The following is a 19,594-nucleotide window of genomic DNA, read 5'->3' on the forward strand; positions in this document are numbered from 1 at the left end:
ATGGCTGTCGGGCGGTGCCTAGGATGGTCCGCGAGATCACTCTGAACGACCAGAAAGGCATAACCGCGGCATGGCTGAGTTCATCTACACGATGAAAAAGGTCCGCAAGGCGCACGGCGACAAGGTGATCCTGGACGACGTCACGTTGAGCTTCTACCCAGGCGCCAAGATCGGTGTCGTCGGCCCCAACGGCGCCGGCAAGTCGAGCGTCTTGCGGATCATGGCCGGGCTGGACAAGCCGAACAACGGCGAGGCCTTTCTGGCCACCGGCGCCACCGTCGGCATCCTCCTGCAGGAGCCGCCGCTGAACGAAGAGAAGACGGTCCGCGGCAACGTCGAAGAAGGGCTCGGCGAGATCAAGGTCAAGCTCGACCGCTTCAACGAGGTCGCCGAACTGATGGCCACCGATTACTCCGACGATTTGATGGAGGAGATGGGCCGGCTGCAGGAGGACCTCGACCACGCCGACGCGTGGGACCTCGACTCTCAGCTGGAGCAGGCGATGGACGCGCTGCGCTGCCCGCCACCCGACGAGCCGGTGACGAATCTGTCCGGTGGTGAGCGGCGCCGGGTGGCGCTGTGCAAGCTGCTGCTGTCCAAGCCCGACCTGTTGCTGCTCGACGAGCCGACCAACCATCTGGACGCGGAGAGCGTGCAGTGGCTCGAACAACACCTGGCCGCCTACCCGGGCGCGGTGTTGGCGGTGACCCACGACCGGTACTTCCTGGACAACGTCGCCCAGTGGATCCTCGAGCTCGACCGCGGTCGCGCGTATCCCTACGAGGGCAACTACTCGACATACCTGGAGAAGAAGGCCGAGCGGCTGTCGGTGCAGGGCCGCAAGGACGCCAAGCTGCACAAGCGGCTGACGGAGGAGCTGGCCTGGGTTCGATCCGGTGCCAAGGCGCGCCAGGCCAAGAGTAAGGCGCGACTGCAGCGCTACGAGGAGATGGCCGCCGAAGCGGAGAAAACGCGCAAGCTCGACTTCGAGGAGATCCAGATCCCCGTCGGGCCGCGACTGGGCAACGTGGTCGTCGAGGTCGATCACCTCGACAAGGGCTACGACGGACGCACCCTGATCAAGGACCTGTCCTTCACCCTGCCCCGCAACGGCATCGTGGGTGTGATCGGTCCCAACGGTGTGGGCAAGACGACGCTGTTCAAGACCATCGTCGGGCTCGAACAGCCGGACAGTGGGACGGTCAAGGTCGGAGAAACCGTCAAGCTCAGCTACGTGGACCAGTCCCGTGCCGGTATCGATCCCAAGAAGACCGTGTGGGAAGTCGTTTCGGATGGCCTCGATTACATCGAGGTGGGCCAGAACGAGATCCCGTCGCGCGCCTATGTCTCGGCTTTCGGGTTCAAGGGTCCAGACCAGCAGAAGCCGGCCGGCGTGCTGTCCGGTGGCGAGCGCAACCGGCTGAACCTGGCGCTCACGCTGAAAGAAGGCGGGAACCTGATTCTGCTCGACGAGCCGACCAACGACCTCGACGTCGAGACGCTTGGCTCGCTGGAGAATGCCCTGGAGAAATTCCCGGGTTGCGCGGTGGTGATTTCCCACGATCGCTGGTTCCTGGACCGCACGTGCACGCACATCCTGGCCTGGGAGGGCGACGAGGACAACGAGGCCAAGTGGTTCTGGTTCGAGGGCAACTTCGGTGCGTACGAGGAGAACAAGGTCGAACGGCTCGGTGTTGACGCGGCCCGGCCGCACAGAGTGACCCACCGGAAGCTCACGCGCGACTAGTGTCAGCTGCGCAGCCCCGACGATGCGGCCCAGGCGGCCGCTGTCGGGGTACACCCCTCGCGGGGGACAGTGGGCGGTTGAGCACAGTGGCATCGGTCACGAGTTGGGAGCCATCGGCATGACGATCGATCCCGGAGCCAAGCAGGCCCTCAAGCCGTGGACCACCTTCACCCAGCAGCAGGACATTCCGGACTGGATCGCGAAGGCCTATATCGATAGCTATCGCGGGCCGCACGGCGACGAACCCGGGGTCGCAGAATCCGGGCCTGTCGACCTGACCTTGCCATCGGCCATCGTGACTCCCGCCATGCTCCGCGCGCACTATCAGCTGGGTCAGCATCGTCCCGCTGGTCAAAGCCGGGTCGCGGTCTACCCCCCGGACGACCCGGCCGGATTCGGGCCCGCGCTGCAAGTCGTCACCGACCACGGCGGCATGCTGATGGACTCCGTCACGGTGCTGCTGCACCGCCTCGGCGTGCCCTATGTGGCCATCATGACGCCGGTCTTCGAGGTGCACCGCGACCCGAGCGGCGACCTGGTCGTAGTCGAACCGAAACCGCCCGGCGCACCGCAATACGTGGGTGAAGCCTGGATACACGTGCAGCTGCTGCCGTCCGTCGACAGCAAGGGCCTGGCCGAAGTCGAACGGCTGTTGCCCAAGGTCCTGTCCGACGTGCAACAGGTCGCCAGCGACGCGGACGCGTTGATCGCCACCCTGAGCGGCCTGGCCGCGGAAGTGGAAACCAACGCGCAAGGCCACTTCTCGGCCCCCGACCGCGACGATGTCGCGGCACTGCTGCGCTGGCTGGGCAACGGTAACTTCCTGCTGCTCGGCTACCAACGTTGCCACGTGCACGAGGGCCTGGTCTCCGGTGACGGGTCGCCCGGCCTCGGCGTGCTGCGCACCCGCACCGGTTCGCGCCCCCGGTTGACCGACGACGACAAGTTGCTGGTGTTGGCGCAATCGGTCGTCGGCAGCTACCTGCGCTACGGCGCCTACCCGTACGCCATCGCGGTTCGGGAAAATGTCGGTGGCGCCGACGGCATTGTCGAGCACCGCTTCGTCGGGCTCTTCACCGTCACCGCCATGAACGCGGACGTCCTGGAAATCCCGATGGTCTCGACCCGGGTGCGCAACGTGCTCGCACTCGCCGACAGCGACCCGATTCACCCCGGCCAACTGCTGCTCGACGTCATTCAGACCGTGCCGCGCTCGGAACTGTTCACGCTGAGCGCCGAGCGGCTGTTGGCGATGGCCAAAGCAGTGGTGGATCTGGGATCCCAACGGCGGGCGTTGTTGTTCCTGCGCGCCGATCGGCTCCAATACTTCGTCTCGTGCCTGGTCTACCTGCCCCGCGACCGCTACACCACGCAGGTGCGGCTGCAGATCGAGGACATCCTGGTCCGCGAGTTCGGTGGCACGCGACTGGAATTCACCGCACGTGTCAGCGAATCACCATGGGCCCTCATGCATTTCATGGTCCGGCTGCCGGAAGCAGCGGCACCGGTCGACGTCTCCGAGGACAACCGGATCCGCATCCAGGGGTTGCTGAGCGAGGCGGCGCGGACCTGGACCGACCGGTTGATCGGCGCGGCCACGGAAGGCTCCGTTGAGCAGGCCGACGCCGAGCACTACGCGACGGCCTTCTCCGAGGTCTACAAACAAGCCGTCACCCCGGTCGATGCCATCGAGCACATCGCCATCATCGAAGAGCTGCAAGACAATTCGGTCAAGCTGGTGTTCTCCGAACGCGGCGATGACGGGGCCGCCCAGCTGACCTGGTTCCTGGGTGGGCGCACCGCCTCGCTGAGCCAGCTGCTGCCCATGCTGCAGAGCATGGGCGTGGTGGTGCTCGAGGAGCGACCGTTCACCGTGACCCGCCCGGACGGGCTGCCGGTGTGGATCTACCAGTTCAAGATTTCCACGCACCCGACGATCGCGCCGGCGACGACGGCCGCCGAGCGCGACGCGACCGCGCAACGATTCGCCGACGCGGTCACCGCGATCTGGCAGGGTCGCGTCGAGATCGACCGGTTCAACGAGCTGGTCATGCGCGCGCGACTGACCTGGCAGCAAGTCGTGCTGCTGCGCGCCTACGCGAAATACCTACGGCAGGCGGGCTTTCCCTACAGCCAGTCCTACATCGAGTCAGTGCTCAACGAGCACCCGTCCACCGCGCGATCGCTGGTCGCTTTGTTCGAGGCGCTGTTCGATCCCCGGCCGTCGGGTGTGTCAAGGAACCGGGATGCACAAGCGGCGGCGGCGGCGGTCGCCGCCGACATCGACGCGCTGATGAGCCTGGACACCGACCGCATCCTGCGGGCGTTCGCGTCGCTGGTTCAGGCGACGTTGCGCACCAATTACTTTGTGACGCGTGAGGGGTCGGCCCGCACCCGAAATGTGCTGGCCCTCAAGCTCGATGCTCAGCTCATCGACGAGTTGCCGCTGCCGCGTCCCAAGTATGAGATCTTTGTCTATTCGCCCCGCGTCGAAGGGGTGCACCTGCGGTTCGGCCCGGTGGCGCGGGGCGGGCTGCGCTGGTCGGACCGTCGCGACGATTTCCGCACCGAGATCCTCGGCCTGGTCAAGGCGCAGGCGGTGAAGAACGCCGTCATCGTGCCGGTCGGGGCCAAGGGCGGCTTCGTCGTCAAGCGGCCGCCGCTGGCCACCGGCGATCAGGGGGAGGACCGTGATGCCACCCGCGCCGAAGGCGTCGCCTGCTATCAGCTGTTCATCTCCGGGTTGCTCGACGTCACCGACAACGTCGATCACGCAACGAAAAAGGTCAGCCCGCCGCCGGAGGTGATACGGCGCGACGGCGACGACGCCTACCTGGTGGTGGCCGCGGACAAGGGCACCGCCACCTTCTCCGACATCGCCAATGACGTCGCGAAGTCCTACGGGTTCTGGTTGGGTGACGCGTTCGCGTCCGGCGGATCGGTGGGCTACGACCACAAGGCCATGGGAATCACCGCCAGGGGCGCGTGGGAGGCCGTCAAACGGCACTTCCGGGAGATGGGCGTCGACACCCAGGCCGAGGACTTCACGGTGGTGGGCGTCGGCGATATGAGCGGCGACGTGTTCGGCAACGGCATGCTGCTGTCCAAACACATCAGGTTGATCGCCGCCTTCGATCACCGGCACGTCTTCCTCGACCCCGACCCCGACACCGCGGCCTCCTGGGAGGAACGCCGCCGGATGTTCGACCTGCCGCGGTCCAGCTGGGACGACTACGACAAGTCGTTGCTCAGCGAAGGCGGTGGGGTGTACAGCCGCGAGCACAAGTCCATCCCCGTCAGCCCCCAGGTGCGCGACGCCTTGGGCATCGACGGCGAGATCACCGAAATGACCCCGCCCAACCTGATCAAGGCGATCTTGCAGGCGCCCGTCGATCTGCTGTTCAACGGCGGCATCGGCACCTACATCAAGGCGGAATCCGAGTCCGACGCCGACGTGGGGGATCGCGCCAACGATCCCGTGCGGGTCAACGCAAGTCAGGTGCGCGCCAAGGTGATCGGCGAAGGCGGGAACCTCGGGGTGACCGCCCTGGGCCGCGTCGAGTTCGATCTGTCGGGCGGGCGCATCAACACCGACGCGATGGACAACTCCGCCGGCGTCGACTGTTCGGACCACGAGGTCAACATCAAAATCCTGATCGACTCGCTGGTCACCGCCGGCAGGGTCGACCCCGACGAGCGCAAGGAGCTGCTGGAGTCGATGACCGACGAGGTCTCGCAGCTGGTGCTCACCGACAACGAGGATCAGAACGACTTGATCGGCACCAGCCGCGCCAACGCGGCCAGCCTGTTGCCGGTGCACGGCAGGCAGATTCAGTACCTGGTCGACGAGCGGGGGCTCAACCGCGAATTGGAAGCGCTGCCATCGGAAAAGGAAATCGACCGCAGGTGCGATGCGGGCATCGGTCTCACGTCGCCCGAGCTGTGCACCCTGATGGCGCACGTCAAACTCGGGCTCAAAGAGGAGATGCTGAACACCGAACTGACCGAGCAGGACGTGTTCGCATCCCGGTTGCCGCAATACTTCCCGACGCCGTTGCGCGAACGGTTCGCCCCAGAGATCCGCACCCACCAGCTGCGCCGCGAGATCGTCACCACAATGCTGATCAACGACCTGGTCGACACCGCCGGCATCAGCTACGCGTTCCGCGTCGCCGAAGATGTCGGCGTAGGGCCGGTCGACGCGGTGCGAACCTACGTCGCCACCGACGCCATCTTCGGCGTGGGGGAGATCTGGCGGCGGATCCGCGCGGCGAATCTGCCGGTGGCCCTGTCGGACCGGCTCACGCTGGACACCCGGCGGCTGATCGACCGCGCCGGCCGCTGGTTGCTCAACTACCGTCCACAGCCGCTGGCCGTCGGCGCCGAGATCAACCGGTTCGCCGCGAAGGTCAAAGACCTGACCCCCCGGATGTCGGAGTGGTTGCGCGGCGACGACAAGGCGATCGTCGAGAAGGAAGCCGCCGAGTTCTCCTCGCAGGGTGCGCCCGACGACCTGGCGTACATGATCGCAGCCGGCCTGTACCGCTTCAGCCTGCTGGACATCATCGACATCGGCGACATCAACGACATCGACGCCGCCGAGGTCGCGGACACCTATTTCGCCCTGATGGACCGGCTGGGCACCGACAGCCTGCTGACGGCGGTGTCCGAACTGCCCCGCAACGACCGCTGGCATTCCCTGGCGCGCTTGGCGATTCGCGACGACATCTACGCCTCGTTGCGGTCGTTGTGCTTCGATGTGCTCGCCGTGGGGGAGCCGGACGAAAGCGGCGAGGAGAAGATCGCCGAGTGGGAGCACCTGTCCGCGTCACGGGTGGCGCGCGCCAGCCGCACCCTCATCGAAATCCAGGAGAGCGGGGAGAAGGATCTCGCGACGCTGTCGGTGGCCGCGCGCCAGATCCGGCGCATGACCCGCACCAGTGGCAGAGGATCGTCGAGTTGAGCGTCGGCTTCGTAGCCCCCGTACCGGTGCGCTGGTCGGACATCGACATGTATCAGCACGTCAACCACGCCACCATGGTCACGATTCTGGAGGAGGCGCGGGTCCCGTTCCTCAAGGAACCGTTCGGCGCCGATATCACCACCATCGGCTTGCTGATCGCCGACGTCCGCGTCACCTACAAAGACCAGCTGCGGCTGGCCGATTCACCGCTGCAGGTGACGATCTGGACGAAGCGCCTGCGGGCGGTCGACTTCACGCTGGGTTACGAAGTGCGCTCGGTCAGCGCAGATCCGGAGTCGAAACCCGCCGTCATCGCCGAATCGCAGCTGGCGGCCGTCCATATCAAGGAGCAGCGGCTGGTGCGGCTCTCCCCACACCATCGGGAGTATTTGCAGCGGTGGATTCGGTAGTTGACCGCGGACTTTGGCTGGGGCCACAGGACCGTTCCGCGCAGCGCAGGGATCTGGCCGCGTTCGTAGATCACGCGCTGCGTCTCGACGACGCCGCGGTCATTCGCCTCCGCACCCGATCGCCCGGGCTGCTGACGGCTTGGGTGGCAACGGGTTTCGACGTCCTGGCCAGCCGGGTGGTCGGTGGCGAGGTGCGACCCGAGGATCTGTCGGTGGGCGCGGACGCGCTCGCGCGCGGCCTGTCGGCGATGGACGACGACTCGGGTTATGTCGATCCGGGCTTCGCGATGGACTCCGCGTGGCGGGGTGCGTTGCCCCCGGACTCCGGCTTCACGCACCTCGACGACATCCCCGCCCGGGTGGTGCTTGACCTGGCGCAGCGTGGCGCGCGACTTGCCAAGGAACACGGCAGTTCTCATGGCCCGCCGGTATCGCTGCTCGACCAAGAGGTCGTTCAGGTGAACTCCACCGACGCCAGCGTGGGGCTGCCCATGCGGTGTGTGTTCGCCCTGACCGCGATGGGCTTCCTGCCGCAGTCACCGGATGCCGTCGGCGCCGACGAATTGATCCGAGTCCGGATCCTGCCGACCTGGTTACGTATCGACGCCCGGTTCGGCTCCGTGTACCGACGCCGCGGCGACCCGGCGCTGCTGCTGCGCTGACGCGTCGCGCCGCCCGACGGCGTTTCTGAATCACCTTGAGTTAAATGCCGGGCGTGCACGACAACTCGTCACGTGCCGTAGACCATCCACAACGGAAGGACCGAGTCCAGGTAGTCCATGAACTTCTTGAGGCCCACGCGGTATTGCCCATAGCCATACGGGTCTTTGGCGTACTCCGGGAACGCGATGCCCAGCCCGAACAGGCCAGGGGCAAGGATTCCGTTCATCCGGTTGTAGCGCAGCGGGCCCCACTGGGGGGTCTCGGGCAGCTTGCGCGGCTCGAAACCGACGGTGTAGACGACGTGGTCGCACTCGGCGACCTTCTCTTCGAATTGCGGGCTGGAAACCCAGCACCTCTCCAATCGTTCCGGGTACACCCCGTCGATGTTCTCGCGGGCCCACACGGCGGCTCGCCCCTTGAGACCGGTATCGTCGAACAGGATCCAATCATCGAGATAGACAGCATATTTGAGCGGGCTGCGGTAGAAGTTGATCACCTTGGCGACCGGCAGGCGCAGCAGGTGCGGTAACGCGATCATCGACGAGTGCGACGAGCCGAAGACGGCAACCGTCGCGCCCTCGAGCGGCACCTCGGCGAGCTTCTCGGCATCGAGGGCGACCTCGACCGGAATCTCATCGATGGGGTAGTCGAGCCTCTTGGGTTCCGCGCCGACGGCGAGGATCACGTTGTCCGAGGTCAATTCCGGGTCCTGGGTTTCGATCCGCCAGCGCCGTCGCTGCAGGGACAGGGTGGTGGCCGTCGTCTCGAAATTGTGCACGCGCTCGCGCAGATGATCGGTGACCCACACCAATGGGTCGGCGACCAGGGCAAGGGCGCAGGTTTCCCCCGGGTCGACTTCGGCCAGCGGCCACGGCGGGGCTGCTGAGAACCGAAAGGCCGCAGAGCCATTCAAGAAATCCAGGAAAGTCCCGGCAATGGTGTTGCTGGACACCGACCGCCACTTACCGCCCAGGTCCCCTCCGGCGAAGGCGGGATCGATCCAAGCGATCTTGTCAGGCGGTATGCCCTGATCGAGCAGCCTTCCCACCGCAGCAATACCCGCGGGTCCGGCTCCGATCACTGTCCACGCGTAGGTCGCCATGTACTAGGTATAGAGGAGCGACAAGCCAAGCGCTGAGTCGAAACGTTGGCCGAACCTGGCGAGCCGACCGGCCCGAGCGCCCGGGAGCGCTCCGCAGAATCCGCTCACACAATGTCGGCGAACATCAGCGCCGTGCCGGCGGCGGTGACCGTCTGAGTCACGATTTGCGCGTGCGTGAGTCCAATGGCGCGCGGCATCAGATTCGTCCAGCGCCGGGCCATCCAGCGGTACGCCCAGTAGATCGCCACCGCGCCGAACCCCAGGGCCGCGGTCCAGTTCACTATGGCGACCCAGTCGGGCGCGGCTTGGGGCATGTGATGTGCCGGGTGCGGCATCCCCGACACGGCGTCGTGTGCGGGCATGCTCATCGCCTCGCCGCCCGAGTGAGCGGACCGGCCAGGCAAGCTGCCGTTCATCGCCCCGTACATCCAGGCCATCGCCACCATCATCACGGCGTAGTAGTAGTTCGTCAGCCTGCCGTCCACGGCCCGGGGTGCGTGACTGGCGATGCCGACAAACCAGGCGCCGCCCAGCAGGAAGCACATCGTCGCCGCGATCGTAGGAAGGGTCATGCCCACGCCCCAGGCCATCAAGATCATCACGGCCGACATCGCCAGGTGTAGCACCTGGCTGACGACGCCTGTCCAGCAGCGGCGTTGGGCAACAAGGAAATACGCGTAGGCAGCGAAGCTGACGGCAAAGAGCGCCGTCACCACCCATCGCAACGTGTTATCCACCAACCCGCCTTTCACCGGTGGGCGCGCACGGCATCAGCCTAAGACCCGAAGTCGCGGTTTCGTTCGCGGTCATGGAACGACAGTACCCCCGCAGGGTATCTTCTCCGCAGCGACACCCCGAGTAACCGGCCGACCGCAATGCGAAAGCGACTGTTCTGCGGCGGCTTTGGGCCAGCCGCTCAGACCAGCCAGGCCGCGGCGTCTGGCGCGAGTTCGCCGTCGACCAGCGGGGCGCTGGCCACGATGAGCTCTCCCGGCGGCAATGGGATCGGCCTGCGGCCGGCGTTCACTGCGCACACTGCCCCGCCGCCCCGTCGCCGGAAAATCAGCGCATCGCGTGGCGCGTCCAACCAATCGATCTCCTCACCATCGAATTCGGTGCGCTCCTTGCGCAATTTGATGACGCGGCGGAAGAACGAGAAGGTCGATTCGGGGTCCGCGATCTGCTTCTCGACGGTCAGCGTCGCCCATTCCTGCGGCATCGGTAACCACGTGTCGGGCGACGACGAGAACCCGAACGGCGGGGCGTCGCCCGACCACGGGATCGGAACGCGGCACTTGTCGCGGCCGCGCTCGGTATGCCCGGAGCGTTCCCACGTCGGGTCCTGCAGCACCTCGTCGGGCAGCTGCACGTCCGGCAGCCCCAGCTCCTCGCCGTTGTAGACGAACACCGCGCCCGGCAGCGCGAGCATCACCATCGCCATGGCGCGCGCCCGGCGCAGCCCGATCTCGCCGTCGCCGTAACGGGTGACCTCACGGCCCACGTCGTGGTTGGACAGCGTCCAGGTCGGGATGGCGTTTTCGATCGCGATGGCCTGCATCGAATTCTGGATCGCGTCGTGGATTTCGCCGGCGTCGAAGTCGATCTTCGTCAGCCGGAAGTTGAAGCCGAGATGCAGTTCGTCGGGCCGCAGATACTCGGCCCACAGGAGGTTGTCCAACACCCACACCTCGCCGATGGTCACCGCGTCGGGATAGTCGTCGACGATCTTGCGGATCCCGCGGTGAATCTCGTGCACGTTCGGGTGGTTGAAGCGGGGGTCGTCGTCGCTGTGACTCAGCACCTTGACGTCGTCCTTCGCGTCGGGCAGGTCGGCCGGCTTGGCCATCCCGTGCGCCACGTCGATGCGGAAGCCATCGACGCCGCGCTCCAGCCAGAAACGCAGCGTCTTCTCGAAGTCGTCGAAGACGTCCGGGTGTTCCCAGTTCAGGTCCGGCTGCTCGGTGTCGAAGAGGTGCAGGTAGTACTGGCCTGGATTGCCGTCCGGCTCCACTACACGCGTCCAGGCGGGCCCGCCGAATACCGACGTCCAGTTGTTCGGCGGGAGTTCCCCGTCGGAACCCCGGCCGTCGCGAAAGTAGTAGCGGTCCCGCGCCTCGGTTCCTGGGCCCGCGGCCAGCGCGGCCTGGAACCACGGGTGCGCCGAGCTGGTGTGGTTGGGAACCACGTCCATGGTGACCTTGATGCCCCGCTCGTGCGCCGCCGCGATCAGCCGTTCGGCCGCGGCCATCCCGCCGAACAACGGGTCGATGTCACGGGGATCGGCGACGTCGTAGCCGTGGTCGGCCATCGGCGAGACGGTGACCGGGTTGAGCCAGATCGCGTCGACACCGAGCCGTTCCAGGTGCTCCAGCCGGGCCGTCAGACCGTCCAGATCGCCGACGCCGTCGCCATCGCTGTCGGCGAACGACCGCGGATACACCTGATAGAAGACCGCGCTTGACCACCACGGCTTGGAGGAGTTCATTCCACCCCGCTCAGTTTCTTGGGCCGACATCACAACGCTGCGTTGACCAGCGAGTGGGCGGCCATCTCCAGGTAATCGAGCAACTGGCGTCGGTGCTCGTCGTCGAGGGTCTCAGAGTCGATCGAGGCGACGGCGATGTGCATGCAGCGCAGCCAGGCGTCGCGCTCGATGGGAGTGATCCGGAAGGGGACGTGACGCATCCGCAACCGGGGATGACCCCGGCGGTCGGAGTAGGTGCGCGGGCCGCCCCAGTACTGCTCGAGGAACATGCGCAACCGTTCCTCGGCGCCCGCCAGGTCGTCTTCGGGGTACAGCTGGCGCAGGATCTCGTCCTCGGCGACCTGGGCATAAAAGCGGGACACAATCGCATGGAAGGTTTCGGCACCGCCGACGGCGTCATAGAAGGACTGTGGCTCGGAATCCATCGGATCCATTGTGGTCCATCGCGGCGGCATGGGGCTGAGCCGGGCCGGCGGCGCTCGCGCTGTTTACCCGGACGACATGCCGTTCACCTGCAATAGGGGTGCGATTGGCGACGAATCATGGTGGACTATCCGCGGAGGATCTATGGCGCAGGGCAAGAGACGCCGCGGCCACCGCAGTACCGGTGCCGCGGCAGGGTTAACCGGGCCCCCAACCGCGTCATCCCTGCATAGCGTCGATACCCATCCCCCCACCCGCCAAGACGGCGCATCCGTGTGGAGTCGTCGGCGGGTGCTGCTGCTGAATTCGACCTACGAGCCCCTGACCGCGCTGCCGATGCGGCGGGCCATCGTGATGGTGATCTGTGGGAAGGCCGACGTGGTCCACCACGACCCGGCCGGACCGGTGATCCACTCGGCCACCAGCTCGATCGTGGTGCCCTCGGTCATTCAGCTGCGGACCTATGTCCGCGTTCCGTACCGCGCCCGGGTCCCGATGACCCGGGCCGCCCTGATGCACCGGGACCGGTTCTCGTGTGCCTATTGCGGCACGAAGGCCGACACCGTCGACCACGTGGTGCCCCGCAGCCGCGGCGGCGACCACTCCTGGGAGAACTGTGTCGCCTGCTGCTCGACGTGCAACCACCGCAAGGGCGACAAGCTGCTCACCGAACTCGGCTGGGTGTTGCGCCGGACGCCGCTGCCGCCCACGGGACAGCATTGGCGACTGCTGTCGACGGTCAAGGAGCTCGATCCGGCCTGGGCGCGCTACCTCGGTGAAGGCGCGGCGTAGCGTCCGGATCGCCGGACATGTTGTGTCCGAGTGTGCCGATGGATCGCCGCGTGGGATACGGTTTTCGTCGTGAGCCTTTTGCAGATTCACCTGTACTTCATCGGGATACCGTTGCTGCTGGTGGCCGTGCTGGCGGTGCTGATCTGGTCCCACAAGGGACCACACCCGGCGACCTACAAGTTGCCGGACAAGTGGACGCACCCGCCGATCCTGTGGGCGGCCACGGACGAAGACGTCGGCCACGCGCACGGCGGGCACGGTGGACACGAATTCTCAGTCGGAGGTGGCGCCAGTGGCACGTGGTGATGTAGCGACGATCGAGCCCGCCGAGCTGCCCAACGGGTGGGTGATCACCACCAGCGGACGGATCTCCGGGGTCACGCAGCCCGGTGAGCTCTCCGTGCATTTCCCGTTCCCGACCAAGGACCTCGTTGCCATCGACGACGCGCTGAAGTTCGGCTCGCGGGCATCGAAGGCTCGGTTCGCCATTTACCTGGGCGACCTGGGCAACGACACCGCCGCGCGGGCCCGCGAGCTCCTGGCCGAGGTGCCGACGCCGGACGACGCGGTGCTCCTGGCGGTCTCGCCCGACCAGAAGGTCATCGAAGTGGTCTACGGGTCTCAGGTCCGCGGCCGCGGCGCCGAGTCGTCCGCACCGCTGGGGGTCGCCGCCGCCTCTTCGGCTTTCGAGCGCGGCGAACTGGTGGACGGACTGGTCAGCGCGATCCGCGTCCTGAGCGCGGGGATCTCCCCGGCCTAGTCAGGCGAGTCGAAACTGCGGGCCCGCAGGGCCCGCTTCACGCCCGCCTGGCCCTCCACCACCAGCCGCCGCAACGCCGGCGGCACCTCCGGAGCGGACAGGAACTTGTCGGCGGCCGCGACGCCGTCCTCGCTGATGTTCCAGTGGGGGTACAGCCCGATCACCACCGTTTGGGCGACTTCGCTGGACCGCCGCGCCCACACGCCCTGTATCGCGTCGAAATAGCGGTCGGTGAACGGTTTGAGCAAGTCATGCTGCCCGGGTGGGGCGAAGCCGGCGATGATGGCGCGGGCCGTGATGTTGGCCATGGTGTCGTCCTCGATCACCGTGGTCCAGGCGTCCTCCTTGACCTGCGGTTGCGGCCGCGCCGTCGCCGCCTGGGCGCCGTGCCGCTTGCCGGCGGCGGTCGGGTCGCGCTGCACCTCCGCATCGATGAAGGGTGTGGCGGCCCCGTCGGCGTCGATCTCGCCGGCGCTGGCGAGCGCGGTCACGATGCGCCACCGCAGGTCGGTGTCGATCTCGAGGCCCGTCAACCCCAAGCCGGCCGGGTCGTGATCGAGCAGGTCCGCCAGCGTCACGACGTGCCGGGTGGACAGGACCGACGAGCAGAGGGTGTTGACGAAGGCGAGCTGGTGATCCGAGCCGGGCTCAACGGCGCGCGCCAGCTCCAGCAGCCGGTCGGCGAACTGCGGCCAACCATGTTCGTGCGCCCAGCCCGGCTCGGCATAGGAGGCGAGCGCCGTCTGCGCCTGCATCAGCAGCCGCTGCGCCACCCCAACCTCGGTTTCGGCGTGCACCCCGCCCGAGACCAGGGCGACGAAGTCGCGGGCCCGCAGTTCGGCCTCGCGCGTCATCTCCCACGCCGCCGACCACACCAGCGAGCGCGGCAGCGGCTCGGCGATATCGGCGATCCGCCCCAGCGCGGTCTGCAGCGACTCGCCGTCCAACCGCAGTGAGCAGTACGTCAGGTCGTCATCATTGACCAGCACCAGTTGGCCGCGCGAAACACCAACCAGCGCAGGCACATCCGTGACAGGACCCGCGACGTCGAGTTCTTCCCGCCGCACCCGCACCAGCTTGCCGGCGCCGTCATCGTCGTAGATCCCGATCGCCGACCGGTGCACTCGGGTCTCACCGGCCCCCGGGGCGGCGCCACCTTGCGTCACGGCGAACCGGGTGAACCGGCCGTCGGCGTCAACGTCGAAATCCGGCCGCAGCGTATTCAACCCGGTCGTCTTCAACCACTGCTGGCCCCAGTCCGACAGATCCCGGCCCGACGCCTTCTCCAGCGCGGCGACCAGGTCGTCGAAGGTTGCGTTGCCGAACGCGTGGCTGCGGAAGTAGTCGCGCAACCCGGCCAGGAAGTGCTCCAACCCGACGTAGGCGACGAGCTGCTTGAGGACGGACGCGCCCTTGGCGTAGGTGATGCCGTCGAAGTTCACCTCGACCGCGGCCAGATCGGGGATGTCCGCAGCGATCGGGTGCGTCGACGGCATTTGGTCCTGGCGGTAGGCCCACGATTTCTCGACCGTCGCGAATGTCGTCCAGGCCTCGGTGAATTCGGTCGCCTCCGCCTGGCACAGCACCGACGCGAAGGTCGCGAACGACTCGTTGAGCCACAGGTCGTCCCACCAGGTCATGGTGACGAGGTCCCCGAACCACATGTGCGCCATCTCGTGCAGCACGGTTTCGGCGCGCCGCTCGTAGGAGGCGCGGGTGACCTTGCTGCGGAAAACGTAGTCCTCCAGGAAGGTCACCGCACCGGCGTTTTCCATTGCGCCGGCGTTGAATTCGGGGACGAACAGCTGATCGTATTTTCCGAACGCGTACGGCATCCCAAAGTTCTTGTGGTAGAAGCCGAATCCCTGTTTGGTCTGGGTGAAGAGCCGCTCGGCGTCCATGTGCCGCGCCAAGGATTCCCGGCAGAAGATGCCCAGCGGGATCTCCCCGTGTTCGTCGGTGTAGCTGTCTTTCCACTCGGCGTACGGTCCGGCGATCAGGGCCACCAGATAGGTGCTCATCCGCGGGGTGGCGGCGAAGGTGTGTGTCCCCTTCTCGATCGAGACCGTGGCGCCGTTGGAGATCACCTTCCAGTGCTTGGGCGCGGTCACCCGCAGGTCGAACGTCGCCTTGAGGTCGGGTTGGTCGAAGCAGGCGAACATGCGCTTGGCGTCGGCGGTTTCGAATTGCGAGTACAGATACGTCTCGTCGTCGACCGGGTCGACGAAACGGTGCAGCCCCTCACCGGTGTTGGAGTAGCGGCAGTCCGCGTCGACGACGAGGATGTTGTGTTTCTGGAGGCCGCGCAGCGGGATGCCGGTCGATTCGTCGTATCCGGACACATCGAGTTCGTGGTCGTTGAGGGTGGCGGCGCGGACCGTCTCGGCGGCGAGGTCGATGTACGTGTCGGCGCCCGGCAGCGCGTCGAACACCACCGTGGTAGTGGACCGGAAGGTCCGTTCGCCTGGAGCGCCAGAACCGGAGCCGTCGGTGACATCGAGGTCGATCCGGTAGCTGTCGACGGTGATCAGGGAGGCGCGTTCGACGGCCTGGTCCCGGGTGAGATTAGGAAGGGCCACGCGTCCAACTTACGTGCCCGGCTCGCATCTCGGGCACTGCGGGAACAGGGGCGAGGCGCCTACGGTTGTGCTGAACGGTGTGTTGACCGACGAGAGGACTGCGCTATGCCTGACAAGGCTGCCGGGAAAGACCAAGCCGATTTCTGGTTCGATCCGCTGTGCCCGTGGTGCTGGATCACGTCGCGCTGGATCCTCGAGGTGGAGAAGGTTCGCGACATCGACGTGCACTTTCACGTCATGAGCCTTGCGATCCTCAACGAGAACCGAGAAGGCCTGTCCGACAAGTATCGCGAGATGATGAAGCACGCGTGGGGACCGGTGCGGGTGGCGATCGCCGCCGAGCAGGCCCACGGCGCCGGAGTGCTGGACCCGCTGTACACCGCCATGGGCACCCGGATTCACAACGAGGACAACAAGAATCTCGAAGAGGTCATCAAGCTGTCGCTGGCCGACGCCGGCCTGCCCGCGGAGCTCGCCGAGGCCGCGCACAGCGAGGCCTACGACGACGCCCTGCGCAAGAGCCACCACGCCGGCATGGACGCCGTCGGCGACGACGTCGGCACGCCGACCATCCACGTCAATGGTGTGGCGTTCTTCGGGCCGGTGCTCTCGAAGATCCCGCGCGGCGAGGAGGCCGGCAAGCTCTGGGACGCGTCGGTGACGTTCGCGTCCTACCCACACTTCTTCGAACTCAAGCGGACCCGCACCGAGAAGCCCGAATTCGACTGACGAGCGCCCCGTGTAAGGATTGCGGGCATGCGCGTCTACCTCGGCTCTGACCACGCCGGATTCGAGCTCAAGCAGCAGATCATCGAGCACCTCAAAGCGTCCGGCCACGAGCCGATCGATTGCGGCGCCTACACGTACGACGCCGAGGACGACTACCCGGCATTCTGCATCGCCGCCGCGACGCGCACGGTGGCCGACCCCGACAGCCTGGGCATCGTGCTGGGCGGATCGGGCAATGGCGAGCAGATCGCGGCCAACAAGGTGCCGGGAGCCCGGTGCGCGCTGGCGTGGAGTGTCGAGACCGCGACGTTGGCCCGCGAACACAACAACGCCCAGTTGATCGGGATCGGCGGTCGCATGCACACCGCCCCGGAGGCGTTGGCCATCGTGGACGCCTTCCTGAGTGCGCAATGGTCGAAAGCCGAACGCCACCAACGGCGTATCGACATCCTCGCCGAATACGAACGCACTCACCAGGCGCCGCCGGTGCCTGGCGCGCAGAGCTGAGGCGCGCATGCCCGAAGGGCATACCCTGCACCGGTTGGCCCGGCTGCACCAGCGCCGATTCGCTGGCGCGCCAGTCGCGGTGTCGAGCCCGCAGGGCCGCTTCGCCGATTCGGCTGTGGTGGACGGCCGCGTGTTGCGCCGCACCAGCGTCTGGGGCAAACACCTGTTCCACCACTACGACGGCGGACCGATCGTGCACGTGCATTTGGGCCTCTACGGTGCCTTCACCGAGTGGCCGCGCGAGGGAGCGGTCGTTCCGGAACCGGTCGGGAAGGTGCGGATGCGGATGGTCGGCGCCGACTACGGCACCGATTTGCGCGGCCCCACGGTGTGCGAGGTGATCGACGAGGGCCGGGTTTCCGACGTGCTGGCCAGGCTCGGCCCCGACCCGTTGCGCAACGACGCCGATCCGTCCTCTGCGTGGAACCGAATTGCCAAGTCCCGCAGGCCGATTGGCGCGCTGCTGATGGATCAGACGGTCGTCGCCGGCGTGGGCAACGTCTACCGCAACGAGCTGCTGTACCGCCACCACATCGACCCGTTCCGTCCCGGCCGGGACATCGGCCAGGCGGAGTTCGACGCGGCGTGGACCGACCTGGTGGCACTGATGAAGGTCGGCTTGCGCCGCGGCAAGATCATCGTGGTGCGACCCGAGCACGACCACGGACCGCCGTCGTATCGGGCCGGCCGGCCGCGAACGTATGTGTATAGGCGCGCCGGCGACGCCTGCCGGGTCTGCGGCGACTCGATCCGCACCACCGTGCTGGAGGGCCGAAACGTGTTCTGGTGTCCCACCTGCCAGAAATGATGCAACATACCGGGCCGGCCGAGAACTACGCGCGGCCGGTGGCGGGTACCGGACCTAGGTGACGCCCAGCGCGGCGTAGACCTCGTTGCTGAGGGCCAGGCTGCGCGGGTCCGCGTTGGCCTTGGTGGCGTCGAAGCGGTTCGTCACGTACGCGTAGCCGATCCGGTGTTCCAGATCGACGAACCCGAAGGAGCCGCCCAGCCCGCCGTGGCCGAAGATGCGCGGGTTGGGCCCGTTGACGCACCGTTGGTTGAGCATGTAACCCAGGCCCCAGCCGTGGTCCGCGACCCGTGGCCCCAGCACCAAGTCGGTCTCCAGGCCGCCCTGACACTCCCGCACCAGGTCCATGTGTTCGCGGCTGAGCACCTTCTCCTGGGCGAGCGCGTTGTAGAACGTCGCCAATCCCAGGGCCGACACCTGCCCGTTCGTACCGGGGAACTCGAGTTCGCGCCACAACTGCAGGTCGTGCGAGCCGAGCTCGTCGTCGGGGGCGAACCCCATCGAGATCGACAGCCCCGCCTTGGGATGCTCGGCCAGGCTGGCCGGGTAGTTGGGGGCTTGCGCGTCGGCCAGCAGGTCGCGGGCGTGCGGCTTGTTGACCCGCTCGGCGCAGCGGCGTTGCTCGGCCAGCGACAACCCGATGTGCACGTCGGCGCCGAGCGGTTCGGCGATCTCGGTGCGTAGGTATTGGCCGATCGTCCGGCCCGTGACCCGCCGGAACACCTCGCCGAGGATGAATCCGAACGTGGTCATGTGGTAGCCCTGGGCGGTGCCCGGCTCCCAATAGGGTTCTGCGGCGGCCAGCTGTTCGCAGACGAAGTCCCAATCGGCCACGTCTTCCCAGCGCAACCGGGTGCGGGGGCCGATCACGCCGGACCGGTGGCTCATCACCATCGCCAGCGTGATGTTTTGTTTGCCCGCCTGCCCGAACTCGGGCCAGTAATGGGCGACCGGGGCCTGCAGATCCAGCTCGCCGCGGTCGGCCAGTTGGTGGACACAGGTGGCCGACAGGCCCTTGGTCCCGGACAACACCGTGGTCAGGGTGTTCTGCTGCCAGGGCCGGGTGCGGGCGGCGTCAGCCCAGCCGCCCCAGAGATTGACGACGAGCGACCCGTCCACCCACACCGCGACGGCCGCGCCGACTTCATCGCCCAGCGTGAAATTGCGCTCGAACGCGTCGCGCACTCCGACGAAGTCCGACGCGCATGAGCCATGGATTTTGACGTCGCTCATGGCGCCTTTCTGTGGAGCAGAGCCTTACCCCGAGCGGGCGACGGGAATCGAACCCGCGTAGCTAGTTTGGAAGACTAGGGCTCTACCATTGAGCTACGCCCGCATGTGTTAGTCGAGCGTGACTGTAGCTGTCGACCAAGATCAAATCTAATCGACGCGGTCTTGTGATCGCTCCGTGAGGGTCTGCGAGGTCACCGCGAAGCCAATGGCCGACCCTGCCTGGTGGGGCCTTAGGATCATCGAGGTCAGCGCGGGGTGTAGCGCAGCTTGGTAGCGCATCCGCTTTGGGAGCGGAAGGCCGCAGGTTCAAATCCTGTCACCCCGACCAGCACGACCCCGTGCCGTATACACACGGCCCACCGACCGCCAGGAACGACCACCGAGGAGCAACCC

16 protein-coding genes and 2 tRNA genes are annotated in these 19,594 nt (G+C 66.7%); 11 read left to right on the forward strand and 7 right to left on the reverse strand.

Annotated elements, in window-relative coordinates; all coding sequences use genetic code 11:
* Window positions 1-70: 70 nt before the first annotated feature.
* The 4 genes from ettA (at window position 71) to AWC17_RS23955 (ending at window position 7,782) form a co-directional block, all read left to right on the forward strand.
* A complete protein-coding gene (gene ettA / locus AWC17_RS23940) occupies window positions 71-1,747 on the forward strand; it encodes an energy-dependent translational throttle protein EttA (RefSeq protein ID WP_046184459.1) in 1,677 nt (558 codons plus the stop codon).
* 118 nt (window positions 1,748-1,865) lie between these two features.
* Window positions 1,866-6,710, forward strand: a complete 4,845-nt coding sequence (locus tag AWC17_RS23945) for an NAD-glutamate dehydrogenase (protein ID WP_085165164.1) — start codon at window positions 1,866-1,868, stop codon at window positions 6,708-6,710.
* Window positions 6,707-7,120 carry an acyl-CoA thioesterase gene (locus tag AWC17_RS23950; protein WP_046184457.1) on the forward strand — a complete coding sequence of 138 codons (414 nt, stop codon included), beginning with the start codon at window positions 6,707-6,709 and terminating at the stop codon, window positions 7,118-7,120. Before AWC17_RS23945 ends, AWC17_RS23950 begins: the two co-directional genes overlap by 4 nt.
* Entirely contained in the window at window positions 7,108-7,782 is a 675-nt protein-coding gene (locus AWC17_RS23955; protein ID WP_046184456.1) for a DUF8185 domain-containing protein, read from the forward strand. Before AWC17_RS23950 ends, AWC17_RS23955 begins: the two co-directional genes overlap by 13 nt.
* Before the next feature lie 68 nt (window positions 7,783-7,850).
* Here AWC17_RS23955 and AWC17_RS23960 read toward each other — a convergent pair whose 3' ends face one another.
* The 4 genes from AWC17_RS23960 to AWC17_RS23975 all read right to left on the reverse strand — a co-directional run bounded on the left by AWC17_RS23960 (window position 7,851) and on the right by AWC17_RS23975 (window position 11,795).
* The gene (locus AWC17_RS23960) at window positions 7,851-8,864 is read right to left on the reverse strand and encodes an NAD(P)/FAD-dependent oxidoreductase (protein WP_046184465.1); all 1,014 of its coding nucleotides are present in this window, start codon (window positions 8,862-8,864) and stop codon (window positions 7,851-7,853) included.
* A gap of 125 nt (window positions 8,865-8,989) precedes the next feature.
* Entirely contained in the window at window positions 8,990-9,622 is a 633-nt protein-coding gene (locus AWC17_RS23965) for a DUF5134 domain-containing protein (RefSeq protein ID WP_231588595.1), read from the reverse strand.
* A 179-nt stretch (window positions 9,623-9,801) separates the two neighbouring features.
* Entirely contained in the window at window positions 9,802-11,400 is a 1,599-nt protein-coding gene (locus AWC17_RS23970) for a glycoside hydrolase family 13 protein (RefSeq protein WP_046184455.1), read from the reverse strand.
* On the reverse strand, window positions 11,400-11,795 hold the full coding sequence (locus AWC17_RS23975) for a globin (protein WP_046184463.1): 396 nt from the start codon (window positions 11,793-11,795) through the stop codon (window positions 11,400-11,402). Before AWC17_RS23975 ends, AWC17_RS23970 begins: the two co-directional genes overlap by 1 nt.
* A gap of 142 nt (window positions 11,796-11,937) precedes the next feature.
* On the opposite strand from AWC17_RS23975, the gene AWC17_RS23980 reads away from it, so the two are divergent.
* From AWC17_RS23980 to AWC17_RS23990, 3 genes are all read left to right on the forward strand, one after another.
* Entirely contained in the window at window positions 11,938-12,585 is a 648-nt protein-coding gene (locus tag AWC17_RS23980) for an HNH endonuclease (RefSeq protein ID WP_046184454.1), read from the forward strand.
* A gap of 78 nt (window positions 12,586-12,663) precedes the next feature.
* Window positions 12,664-12,891, forward strand: a complete 228-nt coding sequence (gene ctaJ / locus AWC17_RS23985) for an aa3-type cytochrome oxidase subunit CtaJ (RefSeq protein ID WP_046184462.1) — start codon at window positions 12,664-12,666, stop codon at window positions 12,889-12,891.
* A complete protein-coding gene (locus tag AWC17_RS23990) occupies window positions 12,878-13,345 on the forward strand; it encodes a DUF5130 domain-containing protein (RefSeq protein WP_046184453.1) in 468 nt (155 codons plus the stop codon). Before ctaJ ends, AWC17_RS23990 begins: the two co-directional genes overlap by 14 nt.
* Here AWC17_RS23990 and pepN read toward each other — a convergent pair.
* Window positions 13,342-15,924: an aminopeptidase N gene (gene pepN / locus AWC17_RS23995; protein ID WP_085165166.1), complete on the reverse strand. Its 2,583-nt coding sequence runs from the start codon at window positions 15,922-15,924 to the stop codon at window positions 13,342-13,344. The genes AWC17_RS23990 and pepN overlap by 4 nt on opposite strands.
* Before the next feature lie 105 nt (window positions 15,925-16,029).
* On the opposite strand from pepN, the gene AWC17_RS24000 reads away from it, so the two are divergent.
* The 3 genes from AWC17_RS24000 to AWC17_RS24010 are packed head-to-tail and all read left to right on the forward strand — an operon-like array spanning window position 16,030 to window position 17,968.
* Window positions 16,030-16,653, forward strand: coding sequence for a mycothiol-dependent nitroreductase Rv2466c family protein (locus tag AWC17_RS24000; protein ID WP_046184066.1), 624 nt, complete (start codon window positions 16,030-16,032; stop codon window positions 16,651-16,653).
* A gap of 27 nt (window positions 16,654-16,680) precedes the next feature.
* Entirely contained in the window at window positions 16,681-17,160 is a 480-nt protein-coding gene (locus AWC17_RS24005) for a ribose-5-phosphate isomerase (protein WP_046184065.1), read from the forward strand.
* Between the two features lie 7 nt (window positions 17,161-17,167).
* Entirely contained in the window at window positions 17,168-17,968 is an 801-nt protein-coding gene (locus tag AWC17_RS24010; protein WP_046184064.1) for an Fpg/Nei family DNA glycosylase, read from the forward strand.
* 54 nt (window positions 17,969-18,022) lie between these two features.
* Here AWC17_RS24010 and AWC17_RS24015 read toward each other — a convergent pair whose 3' ends face one another.
* Both AWC17_RS24015 and AWC17_RS24020 read right to left on the reverse strand, forming a co-directional pair.
* A complete protein-coding gene (locus AWC17_RS24015; protein ID WP_046184063.1) occupies window positions 18,023-19,201 on the reverse strand; it encodes a serine hydrolase domain-containing protein in 1,179 nt (392 codons plus the stop codon).
* Between the two features lie 32 nt (window positions 19,202-19,233).
* Window positions 19,234-19,304 (reverse strand) — tRNA-Gly (locus AWC17_RS24020).
* 148 nt (window positions 19,305-19,452) lie between these two features.
* Between AWC17_RS24020 and AWC17_RS24025 the strand changes: the two genes are divergently transcribed.
* A tRNA-Pro gene (locus tag AWC17_RS24025) sits at window positions 19,453-19,529 on the forward strand.
* Window positions 19,530-19,594 lie beyond the last annotated feature (65 nt).

The sequence above is a fragment of the Mycobacterium nebraskense genome, assembly GCF_002102255.1.
In the GTDB taxonomy this organism is placed as follows: domain Bacteria; phylum Actinomycetota; class Actinomycetes; order Mycobacteriales; family Mycobacteriaceae; genus Mycobacterium; species Mycobacterium nebraskense.

Bases quoted from the DNA above. Each gene is read 5' to 3' on its own strand.
- AWC17_RS23970 (WP_046184455.1), bottom strand. From the start codon at position 11,400: ATGTCGGCCCAAGAAACTGAGCGGGGTGGAATGAACTCCTCCAAGCCG.
- ettA (WP_046184459.1), top strand. From the start codon at position 71: ATGGCTGAGTTCATCTACACGATGAAAAAGGTCCGCAAGGCGCACGGC.
- AWC17_RS23945 (WP_085165164.1), top strand. From the start codon at position 1,866: ATGACGATCGATCCCGGAGCCAAGCAGGCCCTCAAGCCGTGGACCACC.
- AWC17_RS24000 (WP_046184066.1), top strand. From the start codon at position 16,030: ATGCCTGACAAGGCTGCCGGGAAAGACCAAGCCGATTTCTGGTTCGAT.
- AWC17_RS23975 (WP_046184463.1), bottom strand. From the start codon at position 11,795: ATGGATTCCGAGCCACAGTCCTTCTATGACGCCGTCGGCGGTGCCGAA.
- AWC17_RS23980 (WP_046184454.1), top strand. From the start codon at position 11,938: ATGGCGCAGGGCAAGAGACGCCGCGGCCACCGCAGTACCGGTGCCGCG.
- AWC17_RS24015 (WP_046184063.1), bottom strand. From the start codon at position 19,201: ATGAGCGACGTCAAAATCCATGGCTCATGCGCGTCGGACTTCGTCGGA.
- AWC17_RS24005 (WP_046184065.1), top strand. From the start codon at position 16,681: ATGCGCGTCTACCTCGGCTCTGACCACGCCGGATTCGAGCTCAAGCAG.
- AWC17_RS24010 (WP_046184064.1), top strand. From the start codon at position 17,168: ATGCCCGAAGGGCATACCCTGCACCGGTTGGCCCGGCTGCACCAGCGC.